At 38.8% G+C, this 26,581-nt stretch carries 21 protein-coding genes; 14 read left to right on the top strand and 7 right to left on the bottom strand.

The window, feature by feature from the left end; genetic code table 11:
* Positions 1–23 precede the first annotated feature (23 nt).
* The 3 genes from J4N24_RS09970 to J4N24_RS09960 are packed head-to-tail and all read right to left on the bottom strand — an operon-like array spanning position 24 to position 1,925.
* Complete coding sequence (locus J4N24_RS09970) at positions 24–794, bottom strand: exodeoxyribonuclease III (RefSeq protein WP_207533541.1); 771 nt, start codon at positions 792–794, stop codon at positions 24–26.
* Positions 795–809: 15 nt separating this feature from the next.
* Positions 810–1,538: a peptidylprolyl isomerase gene (locus tag J4N24_RS09965; protein WP_207533540.1), complete on the bottom strand. Its 729-nt coding sequence runs from the start codon at positions 1,536–1,538 to the stop codon at positions 810–812.
* 42 nt (positions 1,539–1,580) lie between these two features.
* Positions 1,581–1,925: a hypothetical protein gene (locus J4N24_RS09960; RefSeq protein ID WP_207533539.1), complete on the bottom strand. Its 345-nt coding sequence runs from the start codon at positions 1,923–1,925 to the stop codon at positions 1,581–1,583.
* A 289-nt stretch (positions 1,926–2,214) separates the two neighbouring features.
* Between J4N24_RS09960 and J4N24_RS09955 the strand changes: the two genes are divergently transcribed.
* The 6 genes from J4N24_RS09955 to J4N24_RS09930 all read left to right on the top strand — a co-directional run bounded on the left by J4N24_RS09955 (position 2,215) and on the right by J4N24_RS09930 (position 7,862).
* The gene (locus tag J4N24_RS09955) at positions 2,215–3,618 is read left to right on the top strand and encodes a tetratricopeptide repeat protein (protein ID WP_207533538.1); all 1,404 of its coding nucleotides are present in this window, start codon (positions 2,215–2,217) and stop codon (positions 3,616–3,618) included.
* An 88-nt stretch (positions 3,619–3,706) separates the two neighbouring features.
* Positions 3,707–4,471: a phosphosulfolactate synthase gene (locus J4N24_RS09950; RefSeq protein ID WP_207533919.1), complete on the top strand. Its 765-nt coding sequence runs from the start codon at positions 3,707–3,709 to the stop codon at positions 4,469–4,471.
* A 23-nt stretch (positions 4,472–4,494) separates the two neighbouring features.
* The gene (locus J4N24_RS09945; protein ID WP_207533537.1) at positions 4,495–5,274 is read left to right on the top strand and encodes a shikimate dehydrogenase family protein; all 780 of its coding nucleotides are present in this window, start codon (positions 4,495–4,497) and stop codon (positions 5,272–5,274) included.
* Between the two features lie 49 nt (positions 5,275–5,323).
* Positions 5,324–5,908, top strand: coding sequence for a gliding motility lipoprotein GldD (gene gldD, locus J4N24_RS09940; RefSeq protein WP_207533536.1), 585 nt, complete (start codon positions 5,324–5,326; stop codon positions 5,906–5,908).
* Positions 5,909–5,989: 81 nt separating this feature from the next.
* Positions 5,990–6,631 carry an MBL fold metallo-hydrolase gene (locus tag J4N24_RS09935; RefSeq protein WP_207533535.1) on the top strand — a complete coding sequence of 214 codons (642 nt, stop codon included), beginning with the start codon at positions 5,990–5,992 and terminating at the stop codon, positions 6,629–6,631.
* 4 nt (positions 6,632–6,635) lie between these two features.
* The gene (locus J4N24_RS09930) at positions 6,636–7,862 is read left to right on the top strand and encodes an FtsX-like permease family protein (protein WP_207533534.1); all 1,227 of its coding nucleotides are present in this window, start codon (positions 6,636–6,638) and stop codon (positions 7,860–7,862) included.
* Positions 7,863–8,008: 146 nt separating this feature from the next.
* On the opposite strand, the gene rfaD is transcribed toward J4N24_RS09930, so the two are convergent.
* The 3 genes from rfaD to mqnB form a co-directional block, all read right to left on the bottom strand.
* Positions 8,009–8,974: an ADP-glyceromanno-heptose 6-epimerase gene (gene rfaD, locus J4N24_RS09925; protein WP_207533533.1), complete on the bottom strand. Its 966-nt coding sequence runs from the start codon at positions 8,972–8,974 to the stop codon at positions 8,009–8,011.
* A gap of 76 nt (positions 8,975–9,050) precedes the next feature.
* The gene (locus tag J4N24_RS09920; RefSeq protein ID WP_207533532.1) at positions 9,051–9,953 is read right to left on the bottom strand and encodes a menaquinone biosynthesis family protein; all 903 of its coding nucleotides are present in this window, start codon (positions 9,951–9,953) and stop codon (positions 9,051–9,053) included.
* A gap of 58 nt (positions 9,954–10,011) precedes the next feature.
* Positions 10,012–10,635, bottom strand: a complete 624-nt coding sequence (gene mqnB, locus J4N24_RS09915) for a futalosine hydrolase (protein WP_207533531.1) — start codon at positions 10,633–10,635, stop codon at positions 10,012–10,014.
* Positions 10,636–10,809: 174 nt separating this feature from the next.
* On the opposite strand from mqnB, the gene J4N24_RS09910 reads away from it, so the two are divergent.
* The 5 genes from J4N24_RS09910 to J4N24_RS09890 all read left to right on the top strand — a co-directional run bounded on the left by J4N24_RS09910 (position 10,810) and on the right by J4N24_RS09890 (position 20,103).
* On the top strand, positions 10,810–11,223 hold the full coding sequence (locus J4N24_RS09910; protein ID WP_207533530.1) for a 6-pyruvoyl trahydropterin synthase family protein: 414 nt from the start codon (positions 10,810–10,812) through the stop codon (positions 11,221–11,223).
* A gap of 7 nt (positions 11,224–11,230) precedes the next feature.
* Positions 11,231–11,875 carry a GTP cyclohydrolase I FolE gene (gene folE / locus J4N24_RS09905; RefSeq protein WP_242691582.1) on the top strand — a complete coding sequence of 215 codons (645 nt, stop codon included), beginning with the start codon at positions 11,231–11,233 and terminating at the stop codon, positions 11,873–11,875.
* A 95-nt stretch (positions 11,876–11,970) separates the two neighbouring features.
* The gene (gene fabD / locus J4N24_RS09900) at positions 11,971–12,849 is read left to right on the top strand and encodes an ACP S-malonyltransferase (protein ID WP_207533529.1); all 879 of its coding nucleotides are present in this window, start codon (positions 11,971–11,973) and stop codon (positions 12,847–12,849) included.
* Between the two features lie 130 nt (positions 12,850–12,979).
* Positions 12,980–16,675, top strand: a complete 3,696-nt coding sequence (locus J4N24_RS25870; protein ID WP_207533528.1) for a sensor histidine kinase — start codon at positions 12,980–12,982, stop codon at positions 16,673–16,675.
* Entirely contained in the window at positions 16,675–20,103 is a 3,429-nt protein-coding gene (locus tag J4N24_RS09890) for a DUF8818 domain-containing protein (RefSeq protein ID WP_207533527.1), read from the top strand. Before J4N24_RS25870 ends, J4N24_RS09890 begins: the two co-directional genes overlap by 1 nt.
* A gap of 80 nt (positions 20,104–20,183) precedes the next feature.
* Here the strand turns inward: J4N24_RS09890 and J4N24_RS09885 are convergent, their stop codons facing one another.
* A complete protein-coding gene (locus tag J4N24_RS09885; protein ID WP_207533526.1) occupies positions 20,184–21,104 on the bottom strand; it encodes a DUF8428 domain-containing protein in 921 nt (306 codons plus the stop codon).
* 248 nt (positions 21,105–21,352) lie between these two features.
* Between J4N24_RS09885 and J4N24_RS09880 the strand changes: the two genes are divergently transcribed.
* The 3 genes from J4N24_RS09880 to J4N24_RS09870 all read left to right on the top strand — a co-directional run bounded on the left by J4N24_RS09880 (position 21,353) and on the right by J4N24_RS09870 (position 26,398).
* Positions 21,353–22,885: a glycoside hydrolase family 10-like protein gene (locus J4N24_RS09880; RefSeq protein ID WP_207533525.1), complete on the top strand. Its 1,533-nt coding sequence runs from the start codon at positions 21,353–21,355 to the stop codon at positions 22,883–22,885.
* Positions 22,886–23,039: 154 nt separating this feature from the next.
* On the top strand, positions 23,040–24,179 hold the full coding sequence (locus tag J4N24_RS09875) for a glycosyltransferase (protein ID WP_207533524.1): 1,140 nt from the start codon (positions 23,040–23,042) through the stop codon (positions 24,177–24,179).
* Between the two features lie 14 nt (positions 24,180–24,193).
* A complete protein-coding gene (locus J4N24_RS09870; RefSeq protein WP_207533523.1) occupies positions 24,194–26,398 on the top strand; it encodes a family 1 glycosylhydrolase in 2,205 nt (734 codons plus the stop codon).
* The last annotated feature ends 183 nt before the right edge of the window (positions 26,399–26,581 follow it).

The following is a 26,581-nucleotide window of genomic DNA, read 5'->3' as shown; positions in this document are numbered from 1 at the left end:
CATGTCTCCAGGAATTCACTTTATCAAAGGGAAAGCTCCAGGAGTACAGGACAATGATCAGAATGAACAGCATCACATAGGATCTGGGCTCTTTTTAAATGAGGTCTTAATTCTTCACTGACCATATTATAATCAATTCGCCACCCAAGGTTCTTCTTTCTTGCACCAGCCCTAAAACTCCACCAGGTATAGTGGTGAGGATCCTCATTAAAGAATCTGAAAGAATCAATGAAGCCAGAATTAACAAAATTATCAAACCATTCCCTTTCCTGGGGAAGGAACCCTGAAGAATTAGCATTTGACTTTGGGTTATGAATATCTACAGGTTTATGGCAGATATTATAATCTCCTGAAATTACTAATTTGGGATGTTCAACTTTAAGCGAGTCTATATAGCTCTGGAAATCTTCCAAAAACCTATACTTAAAATCTTGTCGTAAATCTCCACTGGATCCGGAAGGAAAATATGAGCTCATAACAGATACTCCGTTATCGAAGTCAGCCCTCACCATCCTTCCTTCAAAATCATAATCGCAGTGCCCGCAACCATACTCTACATGCTTAGGAGTGATCTTTGTTAAAATAGCAGTTCCACTATATCCCTTCTTTTGAGCAGGGTACCAATAATGCTCATAACCCATTTGCTCAAGCAAATTAAGCTCTTGCAGCTGGTCGGGATGAGCCTTGATCTCCTGAAGGCAGACGACGTCTGGATTAGCAGCCAGAAGCCACTCCATCCAGTTTTTACTTATTGCGGAACGAATACCGTTAACGTTATAGGTTATTATTTTCACAAAAAAATTTTAATTCTATTTTTTATCCATTATTAGGTTCCTTCTGAAAGCTTCCTGGAGCAAAGACTTCTCCAGCTTCTTACTTTCACGTTTCTTTAGTAAAGAAACCTGCATAGGTATATCTTCTAAGGGTCTGTCATTCCCATCTTTATCAACTGAGACAATAGCATCAACCATTTCAATTCCCTTAACTACCTCACCAAATACTGTATAACCCTGATCTAGAAATGGCGCTCCTCCTAAAGTTTTATAAACACCACGCTCGGTTTCTGGTATCTTGTACCCCTTGAGACGGAACATCTCAACTTTATTCAACTCCTCATCGGTATATGTCTTCCCTTCCACAATATAAAATTGGGAAGCATCAGAGGCCTTATCGGCATTATCATTCCTCGCAGCAGCAAGTGCGCCTTTCTTATGAAAAAGTTCAGGATTAAATTCAGCAGGGATAGTATAAGATAAACTGCCCCCCCCTAACATTTGTCCAGGCTTTGCTTTTTTAGAGTCAGGATCTCCTCCTTGAATCATAAAATCTTTTATAACCCGATGAAACAAAGTTTTATTATAAAACCCTTCCTTGGTAAGTTTTAGAAAGTTATCTCGGTGCTTAGGTGTTTCATTGTATAAACGGACAATTGTCTCACCCTTAGATGTTTTAATTTTTACATAAAAATTCCTTGGCTTTTTGGCTGCGAAGCTAAGACTGCAGGTGAAGGCGAGTATGGCAATTATAATTATCCTCATAAATTCAAATATGCTAATAGGAGTAAAAAATGATACTAAGGTTTAATTATAATGCTGATCAAAATAATTAACAATAAGAGATTTCATCAGCATCTCCTGCTCCAGCAAAGTATACGGGGGAATAGGCTTGATCCTCTTCCAATGGGGCCAACCTTCCTGATCAATCCCTTCAAGTTCATAAAATCCCAACTCGCTAAACAATCGACAGTTCGCAATATGCATCAGTTCTTCCTTTTGCCGCTTAGAGAACTTACGGGGCCCTTTTCCTAGTTCCTGCACCCCTATAAGGAACAACATCACTTTTATATCAGGCTTCTCAGTATCAAAATCCTTAGAGATACGTTCTTGTAAAGCACTCCATTTATTATTTATTTCAGAAGGTGTCATTGAAAACAAAGATACGGCAGCTGAACCGCGGAAATTTCCCGCAATCGTAAAATTATGTTATATTTATTTCAAGCCATTGAACGTTATAAAAACACACACCATCACTACCTGCTGCCAAAATATCTACTTAGTTATTTTTCAGCACGTTAGACTTATTTATGTTAAATTGTTGATAAATAAAGACATATAAACACCAGCTTTTACATTAACTTATGTGGAGCTAAAATTGGCATAGATTTTACTGGTTGTTAATTAACCTGAAAAGGGAAACGTTCTAAACTTTGAATAGATGGAAGAAGACTTTGAATTTGAATTCACTGAAGACCCTAAATTTTCCGTGGAACGTTACGAAGAAATGATCCGAAATAAAGATCAATACTTTTTTGACGCACAAGCTTTCGAAAATATAATTGACTATTATATTGAAAAAAATGATCCTATTAAAGCATTACAAGTTGTTGACTATGCTGTAAACCAACACCCTTTTGCCGCGATATTTTTCATAAAACAGGCACAGCTCTTTGTAGCAACCAATCAATTAGATTCGGCTTTTGAAGCACTTGACAAGGCTGAACTGCTGGAGCCGTCGGAAGCCGACATTTTTTTGATAAGGGGTAATATTTTCCAGGTATTGGAAAGACATGATGAAGCTTTAGAAAATTATAATAAAGCCCTGTCTCTGGCCGAGAATACTGATGAAATACTACTACATATTGCTATGGTATATCAGAACATCGGAGATTACGAAAGTGCAGTTGTTAGTTTGAAAAAATGCCTTGAACAGAATATGGAAAATCAAGACGCCCTATATGAACTCGCGTTTTGTTACGATGTTCTTGACAAGCAGGAAGAAAGCATACAGTTTTATAAGCAATACATAGATAACGAACCCTATTCTTACGCTGCATGGTATAATTTGGGGAACGCTTATCATAAAATGGCCCATTATGAAATGGCAATTGATGCCTACGATTATGCTATTTTAATAAAAGAAAATTTTTCTTCTGCATATTTTAATAAAGGAAACTCGCTGGTTCATCTTGATCGCTTCGCTGAAGCTATTGATGTGTACAAACAAACATTTGAGTACGAGCCACCTAATGCTGATACTTATTGTGCAATTGGTGAGTGTTATGAAAAACTCGAACAGATGGAGGAGGCCAGGGCTTATTACAAAAAAGCTGTAAAAATGGACTCAAAGCTAGCTGACGCCTGGTTTGGAATCGGAGTAACTCTGGACTTTGAAGATCGGCATTTTGAAGCATTACATTTTTATAATAAGGCACTTGCTATTGATGACAAGAACCCCGATTATTGGTTCGCTATAGCAGATGCTCAGTACAAACTTGGTAAACTTGAAGAATCAGAAAAAGCTTACGCCAAAGTAATAGAGCTAAATCCCCTCGATGTGGAAGCCTGGTTGGACTATTCTTCAATCTTGTATGAACAAACGAAACTGGTCGATGCAATCGAAACGATGGCAGAAGCTATAAAGAACAATCCCGAAGCCGCAGAACTTTATTATAGGATGGTTGCCTATTTATTTGCAGACGGACAATACAACGAGGCCTTGAACTGTCTTGAAATTGCCCTGAAAATAGATCCTGAAAAGCATGAAATACTGTTTGAGTACTTGCCTCAACTGCAGAATAACAAGATCATTATAGACATTATTAACAAATATCTTCTTTAGAAGAATTCTTTTTTGCAAAATTTTAACTAAATCCAATACGATAATCCTATCAGTATTGGATTTTTTTTGTGAGATTTGCGCTCTTATGATTAATTTCAGTTTAAATCAAATCCCTGAACGTACAGTTAAGCCACGGGAAAAAGGCATTACTATGGTAATGGACAAAGGCTTAAGTATCAGGGAAATTGAGAATTTTCTTGAAGTTTCAGGACCTCATGTTGATATAGTTAAGTTAGGTTGGTCTACATCTTTTGTAACACCTAATCTTAATAATAAATTAGACGTTTACAGAAACGCGGGTATGCCTTTCTACTTTGGAGGGACTCTTTTTGAAGCCTTTGTTATAAGAAATCAATTTGAAGATTATGTACGGGTATTAGAAAAGTACAATATACAACACGCTGAAGTTTCAGATGGCTCTATCGACATTGAACATGACGAGAAGTGCGAATACATCAGGAAACTAAGCAAGTATGTTACTGTAATTTCTGAGGTTGGATCGAAAGATGCTCAAAAAATATTTGCTCCCTATAAGTGGATTAAAATGATGAATGCAGAGATTGAGGCAGGATCATGGAAGCTAATTGCAGAATCTCGCGAAGGGGGTAACGTCGGTATCTACCGTGACTCAGGAGAAGTCCGGGAGGGATTAGTTGATGAAATCTTAACTCAAATACCAGAGGAAACAATTATTTGGGAGGCTCCTCAGAAAGATCAGCAGGTTTGGTTCATCAAATTAATAGGTGCAAACGTAAATCTTGGTAATATTGCTCCAGCGGAGGTAATTCCACTAGAAACCATACGTCTTGGTTTAAGAGGTGATACATTCAATCACTTCCTTAAAACACTTTAAATTAACGCTATCGGGTATTTGTAATGAAGAAGTTTGGGTTAATTGGGTATCCGCTAGGGCACTCCTTTTCTAAAAAATACTTTACAGAGAAGTTTGAGCGGGAAGGACTAAAAGACTACGCTTATGAGCTTTTCCCTATGGAGAACATTAGCGACATTGAGAAGCTACTGCGTGATAATCCAGATATTTGCGGTTTAAACGTAACTATACCACACAAGATAGGGGTTATGTACTACCTTGATAAGGTAGCAAAAGATGCAAAGTCAATAGACGCTGTAAATTGTATAAAAGTTATCAGCAATAAACCGGTAGAGTCTTTCTTCTCAGGTGACTTTTCTCCCTTGAAAGTCAGGCTGGAAGGTTACAATACTGACGCCTATGGTTTCGAAAACTCATTGAAACCATTACTCAAAAAACACCATAATAGGGCTCTTGTTCTGGGAAGCGGAGGTGCCTCCAGGGCTGTTATCTTTATTCTTGATAAACTTGGAATAGATTACCAACTAGTATCGAGAAAGAAAGGCCGAAGGCAAATAACTTACGCCGACTTAAATAAACATATACTTGAAGATCACCTGCTTATAATTAACACTACACCTCTTGGTCAGTCCCCTGAGGTTGAAGCTTGCCCTGATATTCCATACGAGTATATCGGGCCAAAACATCTTCTTTATGATTTGGTTTATAATCCAGCAGAAACCGAGTTCATGAAGCGTGGTAAAGCTAATGGTGCCACCGTTAAGAACGGAGAAGAGATGCTGCATCTGCAGGCAGAAAAAGCCTGGGAAATTTGGAATAGCTAAACTCAAGAAATAGCTAATTTGTTATTAGCAAGTATTAGAAAAATACCGGATGAAAAAGCATGCAACCTACATATTGTTAATTATGGCTTTATTAAGTTGCATCTCTTGCAGTAACGATTACTCGCCCAAACCCAGAGGCTACTTCCGTATATCATTCCCCGAAAAAAAATACCAGAATTATAATCGGGATTGCCCCTTTTCATTTGATTACCCCACGTATGCGGAAATTGAGCCTGATAGTTCCCGTGATGCTAAGCCCTGCTGGATGAATGTCTACTTCCCTGACTTTAAAGGTCGCATTCACTTGAGCTATCAGGCAGTAACATCTAAAAAAGTATTTGATGAACTTATCGAGGATGCCCGGAAACTAGCCTTCAAACATACTGTAAAGGCTACGGGGATCAACGAAGCGAGGATCTATTACCCGGAAAGAAACGTTTACGGCATTTATTACACTATTGAAGGAAATACTGCTTCCTCTGCTCAATTTTTCCTTACAGACAGTACCAGAAACTATGTACGCGGAGCCCTGTACTTCAATGAAGCACCCAAGCTAGATTCAATCCAGCCAGTTCTTGATTTTGTAAAGAAAGATCTGGACATATTTATAAAATCCTTCCGCTGGAAAGGTTAAGCACAAAAATTCACCAAATAAGGTATTTTAAAACTTTATCACCTTGTAACAGTTAGCGCAATGTTATTACATTTGAGCGCTATGATTGAAGTACATTCATTTACCTGCAATCCTTACCAGGAAAACACCTATATTTTATTCGATGAAACTAAGGAATGTGTAATAATAGACCCAGGAATGTATACGGGGGCAGAACAGAATGAAGTAGTAAGGTTCATCACCAACAAAGGCCTGAAACCAGTTCGTCTACTAAACACCCACTGTCACATCGATCACGTTTTGGGTAACAAGTTTATTTTTGATACTTATACTCTTAAACCAGAATTTCATCGCGGAGAGCTTCCCCTGCTTACGGCAGTTCCCTCTTATGCTCCGGCGCAAGGCTTTAATTACGAAATATCTCCGCTACCCGATAACTTTCTTCCAGAAACCGGCAGCATTACTTTTGGGAATAGTGTGTTAGACCTAATTTACGCTCCGGGCCATTCCCCCTCCCACTTATGCTTTTACAGTAAAACAGGCAAATTTCTTATTGGAGGAGACGTACTATTTCATGGAAGTATAGGACGTACAGATTTGCCGGGTGGAAATTATACTCAACTTATTAAAAATATCCGAGAAAAACTTTTTGTCCTGCCTGAGGATGTTACGGTATATCCAGGTCACGGCAGTGAAACCTCCATCGGGTTCGAAAAACAACATAACCCCTTTCTAAATCAGTAATAGATTGAGAACATCCTTCTACATAGCGAAACGATATCTTTTTACCAAAAAATCCCTTAATGCCATTAATTACATTTCGGGTATATCTATGTTAGGGGTATTTGTAGGAAGTGCTGCGCTCGTAATTATCCTGTCAGTCTTTAACGGGTTCGAGAAAGTGATTCTATCAATGTATAACAACTTTACTCCAGAGATTCGAATAGAACCTGCTCAGGGAAAAACATTCGATCCTGATGGACCTGAAGTAAGGAATTTGAAGAAAGACGACAGGATCGCTAATTACACTGAAGTATTACAAGAAAAAGCGCTGTTACGTTATGATGAAGGACAATACATAGGAACAATAAAGGGAGTATCTTCAGATTTTTTAAAACGCTCAAAACTAGATAGCACCCTCGTTCAAGGTAGGTTTGTAATCGAAGAAGACAGTAAACCTTTTGCTGTAGTAGGCTCTATGGTACAACTTTATTTATCTATTAACGTGAACGATCAGTTCAGAGAGCTGGAAATCTACTCACCTAAAAAAGGAGCAGCTAACTCATTCAGCCCTGCAGAAGAATTTACTCTTCGGTCCATTAAACCTGTAGGTGTCTTTCAGATACAGCAAAGCTTCGATGAATCAGTTATTGTCCCCCTAAGCTTTGCCAGGGAACTTCTTGGAGAAGAAAAAAACGTATCATCAATAGAACTTTACCTGGGTAAGGGCGAAAGCATAAGCAAGTTCCAACAAGAACTGTCTCATAAGTTAGGAAAGAAGTTTTTAGTAAAAAACAGGGTACAGCAGGAACAGAGCTTATACAAGACGCTTAATATTGAGCGTCTGATGATCTACCTGATCCTAACCTTCGTTTTAATAATCGCGATATTCAACATTGTAGGGACTCTGACAATGTTAGTGATAGATAAAAAGAAAGATATAGCGATACTCAGCAGTATAGGTGCTGACACAGGTCTTATCAGACGAGTTTTTTTTCTGGAGGGTCTGCTTATTTCATTTGTGGGATGCTTTGCTGGAATGATAGCGGGATTCATATTTTGCTTACTACAGCAGAAATATGGTTTCATCAAGATGGCCGAGGCAAACTTCATTACAGAAGCCTACCCTATTGCTATAAAGTGGTCAGACTTTCTGGTAGTTTTTGGGACTGTAGCCTTGATCTCCACTATTGCATCATCCATTTCATCCCGTTTGAGTGTTAAAAACCTCGGTGATATGAAAGAGGATTTGTAATAGGTTGCAGAACTGGAAGGAACACGAAATAGGAATGCACGAATTACACTAATCAAAGTTTAAGGACATGATTCCTCTCTGAATTCCAATTGTCTTTATGCTGTGTTATTAAAGTAACGAGCGTGTAATTCGTGCTATTAATCGTGTTAATAATATTTTCCGGGAATCAAATAGTTTTTCACATAATCTTCAACACCTTGTTCTAGAGTATGAAAGGCTTTGTGATAACCTATTGCTGAAAGCTTGTCCATCTTTGCTTCTGTAAAATATTGGTACTTATCACGAATATCCTCGGGTGTTGGAATGAAAGAGATTTCAGGATCTTTCCCCATAGCTTTGAAAGTATTAGTAGCAAGGTCCAGGAATGTACGGGCTTTACCAGAACCCAGATTATATATACCAGAATCTTTCCGGTGATGCATCAGGAAGTACATAACATCGGTTACATCTTTTACATATACAAAATCCCTCTGTTGCTCACCGTCGCGGAATTCAGGATTGTGGGATTTGAACAAGCGCATTCCTCCTGTTTTCTGGATCTGATTAAATGTGTGAAAAACCACTGAAGCCATTCTTCCTTTGTGATACTCATTAGGACCATAAACATTGAAAAACTTTAATCCAGCCCAGAAAAACGGTTGTCTTTCTTGCTTTATAGCCCACTTGTCGAATTCATTTTTAGAATCTCCATATGGGTTCAATGGCCTAAGTTCATCTAACCGTGTCTCATCATCTTCATATCCCGATTCACCAAGACCGTAGGTAGCAGCAGATGAGGCATAAACCAGAGGTAAGCCAAACTCTACACACACATTCCATATATCGATTGTATAGTCAAGGTTAAGTTTTTTTAAAAGCTCGTAATCGAATTCGGTAGTATCGGTGCGGGCTCCTAGATGAAAAACAAATTGAACATGGAGTTGATTCTCGCGAAGCCATTGTGGGAATTCCTCTCTGTCAACCTTTTTTGCAAAGCGCTTTCCATCAAAATTCTTATTCTGCTCTTCACTTGAAAAATCGTCAACCAGAACAAGATCGTAATAACCTTCCTCGTTCAGCTTTTGAATAAGGCAACTTCCGATGAAACCCGCAGCACCAGTAACTATAATCATGATATATCTTTTACCCCTTTACGTTAAAAACTTAAAATAATTTCGTCCAAAGCTATACAAAAGTGACTAAAGAAAATCAGGTTAAGAATATATTATCAGTGAATGAAGGGATTATTTTTAACTCCTTTGCTTTATCAAAAAGCAAATCTATTGCCTTCCGTCCGTCCTTGCCCAAATTGATAGAATATTGATTAACATAAAGCTCGATGTGTTTATACATAACTTCCTCTTCCATTGCCTGAGCGTGTTGCCGAATAAAGTCTAGGGACGACTTTGGGTTCTCGAAGGCAAACTCCACACTTTTGCGAAGTACTCTATTAACTTTTAATTTGACTTCTTCGGGAAGGCTTCTTTTTACAACAATTCCGCCTAACGGAATAGCACAGCCTGTCTGTTTCTCCCAGAGATCGCCGAGGTCAAAGATCTTCTTCAATCCTCGCTGCTGATAAGTAAATCTGTTCTCATGTATGATGAGTCCCAGATCTATTTCGCTGTTAATAGTAGCCTCTTCTATTGCCGAGAATACCAGTTCCTTCTTATTTTTTGCCTCCGGTAGCAGCCAGCTTAAAAGGAAGTTTGCCGTAGTATATTTACCTGGAATACCAATACGTAAGTTGGATATATAAGGCTTTACCTTGTCAATTGACAGTTCATCCTCCTTCTCGTTAGAATTCAGCAGCGCTCCATTTTCCAATAGTAGCTCTTTTAGAGACTTTCTGCTGATTACTAAAGGGCCTACCCCAAAGCCGAGTGCACTACCCGCATCCAGGAGAACATAATCTTTTAAAGCGTAAGCGAAGGCATGAAAACTGAGCTTAGTGATATCAAGTTCCTGTCGGAATGCTTTTTGATTAAGGGTTTCCACATCGTCAAAAAACACCTCAAACTCTAAACCCTCTGTATCGATCTTCTGATGAATAAGAGCATCGAAAATAAAGGTATCGTTAGGACACGGTGAGAAACCAAGAGTAAGCTTCATATATTTAATTTAGTACGTGCAATATTGTGCTTTTATTGAATTAAAATCTTATCCCCCTTCATAATTGCCTGATGAAACCATTTAAAGTTGCATTCAGGTTAGTAACAGCTAAGGGAATCTGCCAACTGTCCTTATTTCTAGGTTCTACATAATTAGAAATACTCCTTAGCTGTAATGCAGGTAAATTCACTTCTTTGCAGGCATAGAAAAAAGCCGCTCCCTCCATGCTTTCGATGTCTGGTTTGAGAAGCTTAATTGTACTTTCAATGGAGCTTTGCCTGCCATGTACTTTATTTACCGTAATGCCCGATACACCTGATAGAGAGTTAAGGAAAGAATGGCTAAATGATGACTTGTAACTGCTCGTTCCAAACCCAAGCTCGTCAATACTTAAGAAATCATCATTATTTTCAGCGCCTAGTTCCGCAAACCGATCCTCCTTAACAACGACAGTCTCCCCAATCTTCAGGTCTCGATTAAAAGAACCGGCGATACCTGCATTTATGGCGAGATCAAAATCCCTCGATGCCAAAGCCCTTCCCATTGAGAATGCTGTGGCAACCATACCTACCCCGGTAACCAACAGGTCCACCTGATGTTCTCTTTCAACTTCTGGAGAGTTGCAGTACGAAATAAAATCTTTGACCTCAAAAGAGGTAGCAGCAACGAGCAACAACTTCATCAAGCAAATTTAAACATTGTTGATCTTCCATTGCTTGAGGAAAGAATCTCCCTATACATTTTACTATTAGGTGGCAAAAAACAAACTAATCAGAAAGTCAGAAAATGAATATCTATGCCTACTAAAATTCCTAAATATAAATTTTGTGTAAGTTTGCGCTTTATTTAATTAAGAATGATATACATAACCCGCAGAGAGCAGTTCAATGCAGCCCATAAATTGTTTAAGGAAGAATGGAGTAATGAACAAAATATGGAGGTGTTCGGCAAGTGCTCTAATCCTAATTGGCACGGGCACAATTACGAACTTTTTGTAACTGTGAAGGGAGAAGTTGATCCGGAAACAGGTTTTGTAATAGACCTTAAGGTATTGAGAGACATCATCCGTAATCATGTTACCGATAAGCTCGACCATAAAAACATTAACCTCGACGTAGATTTTATGAAAGGTAAGATGGCATCAACGGAAGTTTTAGCAATTGAAATATTTAAACAACTGAAAGCTCAACTCGATCCTTTGAATGTTGCTCTGCATGGGGTAAAACTTGTAGAGACTGAAAATAATTTTGTAGAGTACTTCGGAGAATAACAAATTCATGGCAGACCAAGAACAGACCAATTTCATGGCTGAAGAGAACGACCTCAACGGCTATGTTAAAATCGACAGGTACAATCCTAAAAAAATAGAGAGTATTGCTTCGCACTATAATGAAATCTTAAAAGATCTGGGTGAAGATCCTACCCGTGAAGGCTTGCTGAAAACTCCGGAACGCGTTGCGAAGGCTCTTCAGTTTTTAACGCATGGGTACGATATTAAGCCAGAGGAGATCTTAAAAAGCGCCATGTTCAAAGAGGAATACAGCCAAATGGTGGTAGTAAAAGACATTGAGGTGTATTCTATGTGCGAACATCACATGCTGCCGTTTTTAGGTAAAGCGCATGTTGCCTATATACCAAATGGTCACATTGTTGGCCTTAGCAAGATTCCCCGCGTGGTAGAGGCTTACGCACGAAGATTACAGGTACAGGAAAGACTTACAAATGAAATCAGAGACTGTATACACGAAACACTTCATCCATTAGGTGTTGCAGTGGTAATAGAATGCCGCCATTTGTGTATGAGCATGAGAGGTATTCAGAAGCAGAACTCTGTGACAACTACTTCTGCATTTACCGGGGCATTTAAAGATGAAAAAACCCGGGCAGAGTTTTTGCGATTAATAACAGCTAGCCTGGATTAATCTGCTGTACCAAAAATTAGTAGACAAACGTCAATCTCACCAATAAAAATTAAAAATATCTCCCCAATGAACTGTTTGTTATTGGGAATGTCATTATGAAAGCATACGTATTTCCAGGACAAGGAGCTCAATTCCCAGGTATGGGTAAAGAGCTATATGAGCAATCCGCTAAAGCTAAAGATCTTTTTGAAAAAGCTAATGAAATATTAGGATTCAGAATTACTGATATAATGTTTACTGGTACTGAAGAAGACCTGAAACAAACTAATGTAACTCAACCAGCCATTTTCCTTCATTCAGTAATATTAGCCTCAGTACTGGAAGATTTCAAACCCGAGATGGTAGCGGGACACTCTCTTGGCGAATTTTCAGCATTAGTAGCTGCTGGAGCCTTATCTTTTGAGGATGGCCTCAGGCTTGTTGCCGCACGTGCCAATGCGATGCAAAAAGCCTGTGAAATACAGGAAGGAGCAATGGCTGCAATTTTAGGACTGGATGACTACGCTGTTGAAGAAGTTTGTGAAATGGTTAGTGAGGTTGTTGTACCGGCAAATTATAACTGTCCTGGGCAGCTGGTAATTTCAGGGAGTGTTGAAGGCGTGGATAAAGCATGTGCTTTTTTAACAGAAAGGGGTGCTAAAAGAGCTTTAAAACTAAATGTAAGCGGTGCGTTTCACTCTCCTCTGATGGAAGCGGCAAGAGCCGAATTAGAAAGCGCTATAGCATCAACAGAAATTAAAACACCGGTCTGTCCTGTGTATCAAAATATTGATGCTAAGCCTTACACTGATCCGTCAAACATAAAACACAATTTAATTGCACAGTTAACAGGTGCAGTTCGCTGGACACAAACTGTTAGAAAAATGCTGGAAGATGGAGCTACTTCATTTACCGAGGTTGGTCCAGGAAACGTATTACAAGGACTAATTAAAAAAGTAAACAGAACAATTCAAACAAGTAGCGGTACATTGTAGTTTAGTTCATATCGTTAAAATAATAAAAGACAGGTGCGGGAATGCATCTGTCTTTTTTATGTTTTTTATTTGTGGTTGGTTTATTTTTATATTGCGATAATTCATATACCAGCTCTAAACTCTTTTTATAGTGAGCGCTACCTTTAAAATACGACTTCTGCTTTTTTTGCTAACCATTAGCTTTGCTGCTACTGCTCTTACTATTCACTTTACTTTTGACAAGTCGGAAATACTTGAGTTTGATGGTAGCACTATTGAGCATAACCTGAATAAAAAAGAGAAATTCATAAAAAGCTATCTGGCTGACAACAAGAATCTGATTAATGTAAAAACAGCGCATCAAGATCCTAATGTCGCAATCACCCTTATCAATGAATTAGAAAAAGAGCGGTCAATTTATGTTCATACTTATTACGACCATAATCTTATTTTTTGGGGAACAAATAAAGTAGCTCCCATAACAGATGCTGGCTTAAAAGAGGGCTCGTCATTTTACAGACCTAGCAACGGTTGGTACGAAGCTGTAAAAAAGACTTATGGAAGATTTTCAGTGGTATTTTTAATACCAATAAAATCAGAGTATAAGATTCAAAATAAGCATTTAAGAAATACATTTTCCTCAGATCTGATTGGTGAAGATAATCTCGATATAGCAAACTTTGACGATAAGCAGGTATATAATGTCAAGACCGCAGAAGGTAAATACCTCTTTGCAGTTAGGCTTAAATCCGCTATTACAAATACCTTCTACTCTAAGCTTGAGCTTTGGATGTGGTTGTTAACCGCTTTCTTTGCAACTGTCTTCGCCAACTATGTTGCAATCCTTATGTCTAATAAGGGCTATGTTAAATGGAGTATTGCGCTATTATTCCTTTACTTTCTGATCGTTAGGATCCTCACACTCGAGTTTGCCTGGTTTGATACCTATTTTGACGTGCCGGTCTTTGATGCTAAGTATTACCATGGCAGCTACTTCTTCCCCACACTCGGCGACTTCCTCCTAAACGCAATTATGGTAAGTTGGTTCATCTGTTTTGTTTTCAGCTACCGTTTTGAAATCTCTCTCTTCGGGAACAATTTCGGAAAACCGCCAGCTCTCGCTATATTCTCTCTACTGGGAATAATTATCTATCTCGTAGCATATCAGCACAACGAAATATTCCATAGTCTGGTCACGCGATCCAACATCAATTTCGACCTAAATAATGTTATTTATTTAAGTCCTCATAGCTGGCTCGGCATATTATTAATGTGCGTAGCGATCTTTAATGTTTATTTGCTAATAGAGATCGTCCTGGCTATAGGCGAAAATTTGCCACTAACCAATAGAGAACGGCTGATAATTTTCCTTGCCGGTATCGCTTTTATTCTCACTGCTCAACTTATCTTTAACTCCGTAAGCATCCATATTCTATTTTTTGGTATCATTATTTTCCTTCGGGGTTGGGCTTTCTATAATAAAAACCACGGGTATAAGCTTGTTATTTTCTTATTTACAACACTTCTTTTTGCTATAATCGCTTCAATAAAACTAGCCTCCTTTCAGTATACTAAAGAGCGGGCCCAGCGTCAGGAGATTGCGCAGAGACTAGAGTCGGCCGACGATCCAAACGCTGTACTCTTGTTCTTTTCAATAGAACAGAATTTGTTGAAAGAAGAATTACTTACTGAATATTTCGGAGAACAACAGGAAGATAAAGAAGGATTTAAAAACAAACTTCGTAAGCTTTATTTCGACGGTTATCTATCCCGGTATGACTTCGACATCCATCCTTACTGGCAAGGCGTACCTCAGCAGGACGAGAAAGCAGTTAATTATTATAGAAAATTAGTTGTTTCAGGAGCTATAAAGGTTTCTGAGTACTTCTACCGCGTAAATAACACCTTCGGGGTACAAAATTACTTTGCCCTTATTCCCGTAACCCGTGACAATCAATCGCTGGGAACCCTCGCTTTTGAGTTGAAGTCAAAAACGTTTAAGGAACAAGGATCCTTCCCCGAAGTCCTGGCAGATGCAAAAATTAATACAGAAGACGAGCTTAATAATTATTCATTTGCTTTTTACAGCAATGGTAGACTCTTAAATCAAAATGGAGATTACATATACAACCTCGTTAATAACGACTTTAAAGGTCAGATAGGTAAATTTGTTTACATTGAGAAAAACGGATACAGCCATATCATCTATCAATCCACAGCCCGAAAACTAGTCGTGGTAAGCAAGCCGGTTATTACCTGGGTTATCCAGCTAGCCTCTGTGTCATTCCTGTTTTTAGTATTGCTGTCGTTCTCGACTGTTTTGATCTTGATCCACCAGATATGGGTTATTTTTCATGACGACAAATTCAGACTTAACGGATATCGCTGGAGCTATTTAATTTCAAGAAACAGGATTCTCTACAAAACTCGCATCCAAGCTTCCCTGGTTGCTGCAATCGTTGTAACGCTTATGATCGTAGGTGGAATAACCTACTTTAGTATAAGTCAGCAGTTCAAGAAACAGCAGGAGCAGGATTTGATGACTAACATTAACAGGATCAAAACTGCTTTAGAAAATAACCAGACTTTCACTAACGGCTTTTCCGGATCAAACGACCAGATCCTTCATACCTTTGCCGAAATTAATGCAACAGATCTAAACTTATATGATACCAAAGGCAGGGTGATATTCACTACTCAGCCTAATATCTACGACTATGGGTTTATAGAGCGACTAATGAATGCTGAATCTTTTATATACCTGAATAAATACCAAAGATCAGAGCTATTGAATTACGATCAAATAGGGAAAATGAGGTTCATTACTGCCTATAAGCCTATCCGAAATAACGAGAATGAAACAATCGCTTACCTAAGCCTTCCTTATTACTCGAACGAACAGGATTATGACATGAGAGTCGGATCCTACCTTAATACGCTTATTAATGTTTATGCCCTGGTATTGGTTGTTATTGCTTTATTCGCCATATTCCTTGCCAATGAGATCACTTATCCGCTTACGCTGGTGGGAAAAAGCCTCGGGCAAATTCAAATTGGTAGCAGGAACGAGCCTATTCAATGGAAAAGCAATGATGAGATTGGAGGGTTGATTAAGGAATATAATAATATGATCATGGCACTGGAAGACAGTGCACAAAAGCTTGCGAGATCAGAAAGGGAATCTGCATGGCGGGAAATGGCCAAACAGGTAGCGCACGAAATCAAAAACCCGCTTACTCCACTTAAATTAGGGGTTCAATTACTTGAAAAGTCCTGGAGGGAGAAAGACCCTAACTTTGACAAGAAGTTCGAAAAGTTCAGTAAATCTTTCATCGAACAGATTGAGAGTTTATCACTTATCGCATCTGAGTTCTCAAACTTTGCAAAAATGCCCGATACTCCCTTTGAGAATCTTGAAATTTGTGAGATTATTGATAAAAGTATAGATGTATACCGCAACAGCGAGGATTTGAATATTTCCTTCATTAAACTTACCGCCGGAGATATCATTGTAAAGGGAGGAAAAGATCATTTGCTTCGAATCTTCAACAACCTTATTAAAAATGCGATTGAGGCGATACCAGACTTTCGAAAAGGAAATATCGAGATCATCCTTAACACGGATTCCAGAAATGTTAATATCGAAGTTAAAGACAATGGAAAGGGTATTCCAGAAGATTTGCGTGAAAGAATTTTTAATCCCAATTTTACTACAAAAAGTAGTGGAACCGGACTAGGACTTGCCTTTGTTAAGCAAGCAATAGAAAACATGTTTGGAACCATCCGCTTTGAAACAGAACAAAATAAAGGGACAACATTTTATATCACACTTCCGTTAGCAAGCTGATGCTCAAACTGTTTACTTTTTGGGCTGGCTGTTTACTACTGCTTGTTCAAAAAGTAAACGGGCAGTCTTTACTTCATCAAAAGGTTATTCCAATTGCTGCCGACACTGTCACTCTTGATACATTAAGCATCGTTCCAGGCAGTGTGAGGATAAAAACAGCTGATAATCTTGACGTATCAACAGATAATTTTAGAATTGACGCTGCAAGTGCGCAATTGATTTGGAAAAGAAAACCTGTTTCTAATACTGTCACAGTAACCTATAAAACCTTTCCTATCCTTTTTACCAAGAAATACTCCAAATATTCAAAAGATGTTATTACAGAAGCAGTAATAGACAACACTGCCTTTCGAAAAAAGGAAAAGCAGGAAACGAATACGTTGTTTAGTATGGAGGGATTAAATAAGAGTGGGAGTATCTCGAGAAGCGTGGGAGTAGGTAATAATCATGACTTGGCTTTGAACTCGAACATGACGCTGCAGCTTTCAGGAAAAATAACGGACGATCTGGAAATCCTAGCTGCAATTTCTGACGATAACATTCCTATTCAGGCGGAGGGAAATACCCAGCAGTTGAATGAGTTTGATAAGGTGTTTATTCAATTAAAGCGAAAAAATTCCATTCTAACAGGTGGAGACTATGAGATACGCAGGCCGGATAGCTATTTCATGAACTTTTTCAAAAGAACACAAGGAGCCTCCTTCTCAACTTCCTATTCATCTAAAGGTTGGAAATATAAGTCGGGATTATCAATGGCGGTGGCTAAAGGGCGCTCCTCTAGATTACAACTTAATGGGATAGAAGGGAACCAGGGACCATACCGAATAACGGGAGCTAATGGAGAACAAGCAATTGTCGTGCTTTCTGGTACCGAACGTGTTTATGTGGATGGAGTTTTGATGCAACGGGGGCAGGAAAACCAGTACACTATTAATTACAATCTTGCTGAAATAACTTTTACAGCGAAAAAGCTTATCACGCAAAATAGCCGTATTATCATCGAGTTCGAGTATTCAGACAAGAATTACTCCAGATCACTAACTTACTTCAATCAGGAAGCTTATTCTGAGAAGATAAATTTCAAGCTTAACTATTATAATGAACAGGACAATAAGAACAAACCATTTTTGCAGGATCTGACAGATCAGCAAAAGAGCTATTTAAAAGAAATTGGAAATAGTATCAATGAGGCTTACATATCTAACATCGATACTGTTGATTTTAACACCACCGAAGTTCTTTATAAACAAATAGATACGTTGGGAGCGTCAGGAGTGTATGTTTACAGTACCAACCCTGCGCTTGCCCATTACCGCCCCGGCTTCTCTTTTGTAGGTACTAATGCCGGCAATTATAGAATAAGTACTAACTCTCTAGCCAATGGGAGAGTGTTTGAATACCTTCCTCCAATCGCGGGATTGAAACAAGGGGACTATGAGCCTGTATCATTGCTTGTGACCCCTAAGAAGAAACAGTTGGTTACCTTAGGAACTGATTTTAAACCTTCAAAAAATACGCTCGTTAGCACGGAGCTTGCGTTTAGTGATAACGATGTTAACTTATTTTCGAATATCGGCAACAAGGAAAATCAAGGCTTCGCTTTCAGGTTCTTAACAAGGAATTCGTTGAGTTTCAAGAAAGATTCGACTTCCACTAAATTAATTACTACTGCTAACTACGAGCATACCTCACGCAATTTTAGTTTTTTGGAACGATACAGAGCTGTCGAATTTGAAAGGGACTTCAATCTTTTTGGTATAACACCACGAGGAGCCGAGCACTTGCTTAGCTTTAGTGCAAGTCTATTTAAAACCCGGGAAAGAAACATTACCTATCAATTTAACTGCTTTACGAGAGATTCTCTTTATTCTGGTTTTCAAAATAGCCTCGAAGGGCAATTCCTTATTAATAATTTCCGATTAAGTTACTCGGGTAAGTTTCTCAACTCCTCCAGCAACATTAATAGTGGTTATTTTTTAAGACAAAAAGCAGATTTAAGCAGGGAATTTAAATACGCTATTGCAGGACTAAACTTCGAACAGGAACATAACAAGACAAATCTGATGGGATCGTTGCTTTCTGGTAACAGCTTCGCGTTTGATCAGTATACTGCATATCTTAGTTCCCCAGGCTCAAGTGGTAACTTTTACAAAGTCCAGTATAGTAAACGATTCGACAAACTTCCCATTTCAGGCGCCCTTAGGGAATATTCTGCAGCAGATGTAATAAGTGGGGAATTAGGTATACGCACAAGAACCAATTCAACGCTAACAATAACAACAACTTACCGTGACATCAACTACAGGGAGCAAACGTCACAACCTCAAGAAAACAGCTTGCTCGGCAGACTCGACTACACATTCTCTGCATTAAAAGGTTTTATTAATAGTAGTATCTTTTACGAAATAGGACCTGGAAGAGAGCCGAAGCGCGAGTTTTCCTACCTTGAGGTAATTACGGGACAAGGTGCATATGCGTGGAATGATTATAACAACAACGGTATCAAAGAGCTTAATGAGTTTGAAATCGCCAGATATCAGGATCAGGCAAGATATATTCGTGTTTACCAGAATACAAACGAATTTATTAATAGCACTTACAATACAGTAAATATAACTGCACGTATAACTCCTGCCTCCGTATGGAAAAACTTAGATGGAATTTTTAAGGTAATCAATCGTTTCTCATCCCAGTCAGCATTTAAAACAGAGCGAAAGTTAACAGGAGAAAAAGGTTTTGCTGCCTATTACCCCCTCTCAAGCGTTGAAGATCAGAAACTTATATCAGACAACACCTACATTAGAAATACGTTATTTTTTAATCGGAACAATCCTGCGTATGGAATAGATCTGAACTTCCAAAACACCGCAAATAAAATCCTGCTTATTAACGGATTCGATAGCAGAAGCCGTAGTGAGCAAGGCTTACGATGGAGGTGGAATATTAAGAAAATTACAACTGTATTTGAACTAAAGCAAAGTAACAGGCTTTATCAATCTGAACTATTCCCCGAAAAGAACTACCGTATAAAAGCAATTGAACTTCTACCTGAAGCACAATACCTGTTTAGCTCTAACTTTCGTTGGGGCATCAACGGAATGTATAGATCATTGAAGAATAGAATTAATAATCGGGAAAACTCAATGAATTATCGATTTGGTACTGATATCAGATACAACATCTTAACCAAAGGCGTTTTTACGAGTGGACTTAACTGGGTAAGGAATAACTTTAATGGTGATAGAAATACCTCTTTAGCATATGAGATGCTAGAAGGCCTGCTGCCTGGTAACAATGTTATCTGGACAACAGGATTACAAAGAACAATAACTCAGGGAGTACAAATGACATTAAGCTACGAAGGAAGAAAATCGTCTTCCGCTAAAGCTATACATAATGGATCGGTTCAATTCAGAGCCTTCTTTTAAAGGTATTAAAGCCACGAATTACACAAATAATCATCCAAAATGGGTTATAAGAGGTATTTCGTGTAATTCGTGCTGATATTTTACCTTAAAGAGAAGGTTGTTTTTCCCATGGTGTAGCCGTCTGAATAGAACATTACTGTATAAGTCCCTTTTGAAAAGCTGCCTGGATTAGTCCAATCAATATTGTATATCTTATCCGTATTGTCGAACTCAATAGCAGTTCTGTAAGTATACTGAAGATCTTCCCCATCAGCACTAAACATGCTACTATTATCAGAAGTAATTAAGTTTCCACTAGGATCTATAATTCTTATATATACATCATGCATACCTACCTGAGCTAAAGAATTATTGACGATATTAAATGTAAACCGAAGCTTCTTTGCCGTACTTGCCTTAGTAACATCTGTTTCTTTCCCGCTATTTTTTATTCTTAAGGGCACAATGCTGATTGTACCGGTTTTTAGGGCGGCAGCTACCTTAACCTTTCCACTTAACTCAGTGTTCTGCTCTTCCAATTGGGTAGCCTTCTGAGATATATTGCTAACAGAGGTTCGCAAACTGTCTCTTTCAACCGTCAATTCCTGATTCTTCTTTTCCAGCTCCGCAATATCACCCGTGTACTTCGTTACAAAAAATCTTAAGTTTTTCAACTCACTTTGAGCTTTAGCAAGCTCTCTTTGCGTCAACTTACCTGCCCTAAGCTGCTCACGTAGTTCAGATATCTTTTCACGCGCCAATTCCTGCTCTTCTTTCATGTCCGCAGTCAGCTGCACATTCGATTCGTTAGCCTTGTCAAGCTCCGCCTCTATTTTGTCTATCTCAACTTCCATTCGGGATCTCTCGTCATTTAGAGTAACTATCCGATCCCCAGATTTTTTATCTTTAAAAAATAAATAGGCGTTGGTACCTAAAAGGGCAACAATAACTGCCACTAAAAAATAAATTTTGTTTGAATCTCTTTTAGGTGTCTGTACCTGCTCTTGATAAGTTTTTTCCATATCAGTGTGTATAATATTGAAAATGGGTAAATAGTATGCCTTCACACCAATCTCTTCCACCATACTTCCAAGTATAACTTCCCAGACCGCTAATTATTGCATTAACAGTCATCCTGATATCACAAATATAGGATTTTGTGTTCCTGATGCATATTAAGGCAACTTTTTGTATAAAAAATATTTACACTAACAATAAAGCGCTTCAACTGAATGTTTGTTAATTATCTTTGCAAGCTTTTAAATCACACATGTCTATTAGGTTAACAATTCTGAATATTTTACTGGTTCTTTCTCTTGTTACTCGAGCCCAAACAGAGACAGTTATAACACCAAAACGCGAATTCCGGGGTGTTTGGGTAGCTACAGTAGCTAATATTGATTGGCCGAGTAGACCTGGTTTACCAGTAGCGGCACAGCAACAAGAGCTACTACACTTACTTGATCAACACCAGCAAAGTGGGATGAATGCCGTTATGTTCCAGATAAGACCAGCAGCTGACGCCTACTATGCAAAATCAAAAGAGCCCTGGAGCAAATATCTGAACGGAAAGCAAGGAAAACCTCCTGTCCCTTTTTATGACCCTTTAGAATTTGCTATTATAGAGGCACATAAGAGAGGAATTGAGCTTCATGCCTGGTTCAACCCTTACCGCGCATCTATGAATCTGAATATTGCAGAGCTTGCCCCAAATCACATAATAAAACAACACCCCGAATGGTTTTTCAGCTATGCCGGGAAAAAGTTATTCAATCCAGGAATTCCGGAGGCCAGACAATACATTGTTAGCGTGGTCTTAGACGTTGTAAGAAACTATGACATTGACGGAGTTCATTTTGATGACTACTTTTACCCCTACCCAGAAACCGGGCAAGTTGTGGCAGATGAGGAGCAGTTTAAAATATACGGAGGAGAGTTTGATAACATAGCAGACTGGAGACGTAATAATGTTGATCTTCTTATAAAGGAACTTTCTGATAGTATACATTCTGTAAAACGTTTTGTAAAATTTGGTATCAGTCCTTTCGGAATATGGCGTAATAAGAGTCACGATCCCGAAGGTTCCGAAAGTACAGGGCTTCAAGGTTACAGTACATTATATGCCGATGCAAGAAAATGGGTGAAGGAAGGCTGGATAGACTATGTTAATCCTCAGGTCTACTTCCCGTTCTTTTACCGTGCTGCTCCGTTTGAGAAACTTGTAGATTGGTGGAGTAATAATGCGTATGGAAAACACGTATATATTGGACAGGGGGCTTATCGCACAACAGAGAAACGTGAAGGATGGAATAACTTGAGTCAGCTTCCGGACCAGGTAAGATATATAAGGAAAAATCCACGGGTGCAGGGAAGCGTTTACTTTAGTTCGAAATCAATAACTAACAATCTTGCTGGTTTCCAAGACTCCTTAAGACGTGAGTTTTACCGATTCCCCTCACTTCCACCTCCAATGATTTGGTTGGATGATATTACTCCGCTTTCTCCGCTAACCCTTGAAGCAACTGTAACTGATAACGGTTTTTGTGTCCTGAATTGGAAAGAACCGTATATGGCTCGCGATAATGAAACTGCATACGGCTATGTAATTTATCGTTTTGGCGCAGGAGAACCAATAAATATTGAAGATGCAACAAAAATTTTAAAAGTCAGTTACGATAAAAACCTCACCTCTTTTACTGACTACACTTCACAACGGGGCCAACAATATCAGTACGTAGTAACCGCTCTTGACAGAGTGAAGAACGAAAGTCTTCCTTCTAATACGGCACTAGTGGGTTATTAATTTTAACAGTAAAGAAAAAAGAGATAAATTAATATTTATTTGTGTAAATATTAAAGAAAAAAAATATAAAAGATAGGATACTTGTAGAAATTTCGCCCTGATCTGCAAACGTTTCGGTTGTCATCTTGTTAAATCCTAACTAACAGACGAAACTATGAAACGTGTACCTGAAAACTTATTAGTATTTTCACACCTCCGCTGGGATTTTGTATTCCAGCGTCCACAACATTTGCTTACTCGTTTTGCACGCGAATTTAATGTATATTTTCTTGAAGAGCCTATTTGTGATGTTGCCGAAGATGGAGAAAGCTATCTTTCGATCAGCAAGCGCGAAGACAAATTGTGGGTATTAGTGCCTCACATTCAAAGCGGACTTGCAAAGAAAGAAGGTGTAAATCTTCAGAAGCTTATGCTAAAATCCTTTTTAAAGGATAAAAGCTTGTCTGACTTTATCTTCTGGTACTATACTCCAATGGCACTTGAATTCTCAAGAGAATATTTTCCTAACTTGACCATTTATGATTGTATGGATGAATTATCCGCCTTCAAAAATGCTCCAGTTGAGTTAACCTATCTTGAAAAGGAATTACTAACGCGTGCCGATGCGGTATTTACTGGTGGTCACTCTTTATATGAGGCAAAGAAACATCAGCACCAAAACATTCATCCTTTTCCAAGCAGCATTGATAAAAACCATTTTGCTCAGGCCAGGAAGAAAATGGAGCAACCTGTTGACCAAATAGGCATTACAGGGAAGAAGCTTGGATTTTACGGAGTTATCGACGAAAGGTTTGACTATAAACTTATCGGAGAAGCAGCTACTGCTCGTCCGGATTGGAATTTTATTCTTATTGGGCCTACCGTAAAAATCAACCCAGACATCCTGCCGAAGAACCAGAACATTCATTACTTAGGCGGCAAGTCTTATAATGAGTTGCCAGCTTACCTAGCTGGTTGGGACTTAGCTTTAATTCCATTCTTACTGAATGAATCTACACGTTATATTAGTCCTACTAAAACACCAGAATATCTTTCAGCTGGTATTCCGGTAGTTTCTACACCAATTCGTGACGTAGTAAAGCCTTATGGCAAACTGAACCTGGTAAGTATTGTAAGTAATTCTGCGGAATTTGTTGCAGCTGCTGAAGCAGAACTTAATAAGCCTAAAGAGGAGTGGCTAAATAGAGTTGATGATTTCCTTTCTACCAAATCATGGGATCAAACCTGGTCAGACATGATGGACATTATTCGCAATGCAATGGGCAGAAAGATTTCTGTACCACTAAGTGCTTAACAAAAACAAACATTATGGTTAAAAGTACAAGCCCAGTGGAAATTTGGGGGGGGATAGAATGCACAATTAACCGTGTAAAAAAAACATATTTTGACCAGCTTGATTTTGCTGGTCATTACTCCCGGGAAAAGGATATTGAGCTTCTTGCCGATCTAGGGATAAAAAAATTAAGGTATCCGGTTATTTGGGAAAAGCACCAGCCTCATCGAGATACAGAAATAGATTGGACTGCTACAGAAAAAAACTTAGCGCGATGTAAAGAATTAGGCATCAAGCCTATTGCAGGTCTTGTACACCATGGAAGCGGGCCTACATACGCTTCCATTGAAACAGATCTTTTTGCAACCGGATTAGCTGAATATGCGGAAAAAGTAGCCACAAAATTCCCTTGGATCGAATATTATACTCCCGTGAACGAGCCTTTAACCACTGCTCGATTCTGTGGATTATATGGGCACTGGTATCCTCATAGCAAAAATAACGCGGCCTTTCTAAGATTGCTTATTAATGAAAGCAAGGCTACCGTACTTGCCATGGAAGCAATTAGAAGGGTTAATCCAGATGCAAAATTAGTTCAGACAGAAGATCTTAGTAAAACTTACAGTACACCACTGTTAAAATATCAGGCTGATTTTGAGAATAAGAGACGTTGGCTAAGCTTTGATCTGATCATGGGCCGGGTTAATGAAAACCACAGCCTATGGAGTTATTTGATGTGGTCTGGAATTAAGCCGGAAGAGCTCGACTTTTTTCAGAAAAAAAACTGTAGCCCTGATATTATAGGCTTTAATTACTATCCAACCTCGGAAAGGTTCCTGGACGAGAATTTAGGAAAATATCCCGTAGAAAGCCATGGTGGAAACCATCAGCATAAATATGCGGATGTAGAGGCTGTAAGGGTAGATATGGAGGACGGAGAATATGGGGCAAAACTTCTTTTATCCGAGGCTTGGGACCGCTTTAAAATTCCAATTGCCATCACAGAGGTCCATCTAGGATGTACCCGGGACGAGCAATTACGCTGGTTGAACGAAATTCATACTACTGCAAATCAGTTAAAAGCGGAAGGTGCAGATATCGTAGCTATTACAGCCTGGGCGATGTTAGGTTCTTATGGATGGAATAAGCTCTTAACGAAAAAGGAAGAAGCCATATACGAGCCTGGAATATTCGATCTCAGATCTGAAATCCCCCGGCCAACCATACTTGCTAAGATGCTTAAAACATTCGCTAACGGAAAAGAGTTTATGCATCCGGTATTAGAGGAAAAGGGATGGTGGAAGCAAGACTTGAGAGTACTCTACTTCCAAAATAACATTAGGCGTATTAGCAAAGAAAATAAAACTTCACAACCCTTGTTGATCCTCGGTAAAACAGGAACATTGGGTAATGCTTTCGCTCGTCTTTGCCGCTTAAGAGGTATTCGTTATGAGTTGCTGGGCAGAGATCAACTAAATCTGGCTAACAAAGAGCAGATTGAGAAGTTGATTGCGGAAAAGCGACCTTGGGCTGTTGTGAATGCGGCAGGTTATGTAAGAGTTGACGAAGCTGAAACATGCTCCAACGATTGTTACCTCGCCAATACAGAAGGGCCCGGAAATTTAGCGTCTCTAGCCAAGAAATACAACTTTAAGTTTCTTACCTTCTCCTCTGATCTCGTGTTTGACGGATCAAAAAAATCCTCCTACACGGAAAGCGATAAAGTATCTCCCTTAAACATTTATGGGAGAAGTAAGGCATTAGCAGAGAAACTGGTTTTAGAAAGGGACCCAAATGCTTTAATAATAAGAACTAGTGCATTCTTCGGCCCCTGGGATCAGTACAACTTTATCTTCAATGTACTTACCACATTAAAAGGCAATAGTGCTTTTACAGCTATTTCTGATAACTACATATCTCCAACTTATATCCCAGACCTGGTCCATACCAGTCTTGATCTCATGCTGGATGATGAAAAAGGGATCTGGCATCTTGCTAATCAGGGTGAGACAACCTGGGCCGCACTAGCGACACTAGTAGCGAAACAAAGTGGGCAAGATCCATCTTTAATAATACCAGTATCATGCGACTCATTAAAACTTCCAGCATTAAGACCGGTCTATAGTGTTTTGCATTCAGAAAAAGGTCTACTATTACCAAATCTGGATGATGCTCTTGTGAGGTACTTCAAAGAACAGGAGCTAATAGACCTCAGCTTTCCCGCTGCAGAGACAGCTTAATAGTTCAAGGTAAGATTAAAGGACACTTTTTACAAAGGTGTCCTTTAATCATTCATTTGTAAAACCAGATTGTATGAAAAGCTAATGATCTGGAGTTTCTTAAATTCTGAATTCGAACAGCGCTAACAAAAAAAAGACCGCCTATTAAGCCGGTCTCCCTCCTATTTAATTAAAACACTAAGT

The organism is Desertivirga arenae, assembly GCF_017355785.1.
GTDB classification, from domain to species: domain Bacteria; phylum Bacteroidota; class Bacteroidia; order Sphingobacteriales; family Sphingobacteriaceae; genus Desertivirga; species Desertivirga arenae.
The sequence above is the reverse complement of the archived record's forward strand: the minus strand, read 5'-3'. Positions and strand labels throughout refer to the sequence as shown.

Excerpts from the sequence above, each read along its gene's own strand:
- J4N24_RS09890 (WP_207533527.1), top strand. The coding sequence starts at position 16,675 with ATGCTCAAACTGTTTACTTTTTGGGCTGGCTGTTTACTACTGCTTGTT.
- J4N24_RS09920 (WP_207533532.1), bottom strand. The coding sequence starts at position 9,953 with ATGAAGCTTACTCTTGGTTTCTCACCGTGTCCTAACGATACCTTTATT.
- J4N24_RS09945 (WP_207533537.1), top strand. The coding sequence starts at position 4,495 with ATGAAGAAGTTTGGGTTAATTGGGTATCCGCTAGGGCACTCCTTTTCT.
- J4N24_RS09935 (WP_207533535.1), top strand. The coding sequence starts at position 5,990 with ATGATTGAAGTACATTCATTTACCTGCAATCCTTACCAGGAAAACACC.
- J4N24_RS09965 (WP_207533540.1), bottom strand. The coding sequence starts at position 1,538 with ATGAGGATAATTATAATTGCCATACTCGCCTTCACCTGCAGTCTTAGC.
- J4N24_RS09880 (WP_207533525.1), top strand. The coding sequence starts at position 21,353 with ATGTCTATTAGGTTAACAATTCTGAATATTTTACTGGTTCTTTCTCTT.
- mqnB (WP_207533531.1), bottom strand. The coding sequence starts at position 10,635 with ATGAAGTTGTTGCTCGTTGCTGCTACCTCTTTTGAGGTCAAAGATTTT.
- J4N24_RS09870 (WP_207533523.1), top strand. The coding sequence starts at position 24,194 with ATGGTTAAAAGTACAAGCCCAGTGGAAATTTGGGGGGGGATAGAATGC.
- J4N24_RS09960 (WP_207533539.1), bottom strand. The coding sequence starts at position 1,925 with ATGACACCTTCTGAAATAAATAATAAATGGAGTGCTTTACAAGAACGT.
- gldD (WP_207533536.1), top strand. The coding sequence starts at position 5,324 with ATGAAAAAGCATGCAACCTACATATTGTTAATTATGGCTTTATTAAGT.
- J4N24_RS09910 (WP_207533530.1), top strand. The coding sequence starts at position 10,810 with ATGATATACATAACCCGCAGAGAGCAGTTCAATGCAGCCCATAAATTG.
- J4N24_RS09955 (WP_207533538.1), top strand. The coding sequence starts at position 2,215 with ATGGAAGAAGACTTTGAATTTGAATTCACTGAAGACCCTAAATTTTCC.
- J4N24_RS09875 (WP_207533524.1), top strand. The coding sequence starts at position 23,040 with ATGAAACGTGTACCTGAAAACTTATTAGTATTTTCACACCTCCGCTGG.
- J4N24_RS09885 (WP_207533526.1), bottom strand. The coding sequence starts at position 21,104 with ATGGAAAAAACTTATCAAGAGCAGGTACAGACACCTAAAAGAGATTCA.
- folE (WP_242691582.1), top strand. The coding sequence starts at position 11,231 with ATGGCAGACCAAGAACAGACCAATTTCATGGCTGAAGAGAACGACCTC.
- fabD (WP_207533529.1), top strand. The coding sequence starts at position 11,971 with ATGAAAGCATACGTATTTCCAGGACAAGGAGCTCAATTCCCAGGTATG.
- rfaD (WP_207533533.1), bottom strand. The coding sequence starts at position 8,974 with ATGATTATAGTTACTGGTGCTGCGGGTTTCATCGGAAGTTGCCTTATT.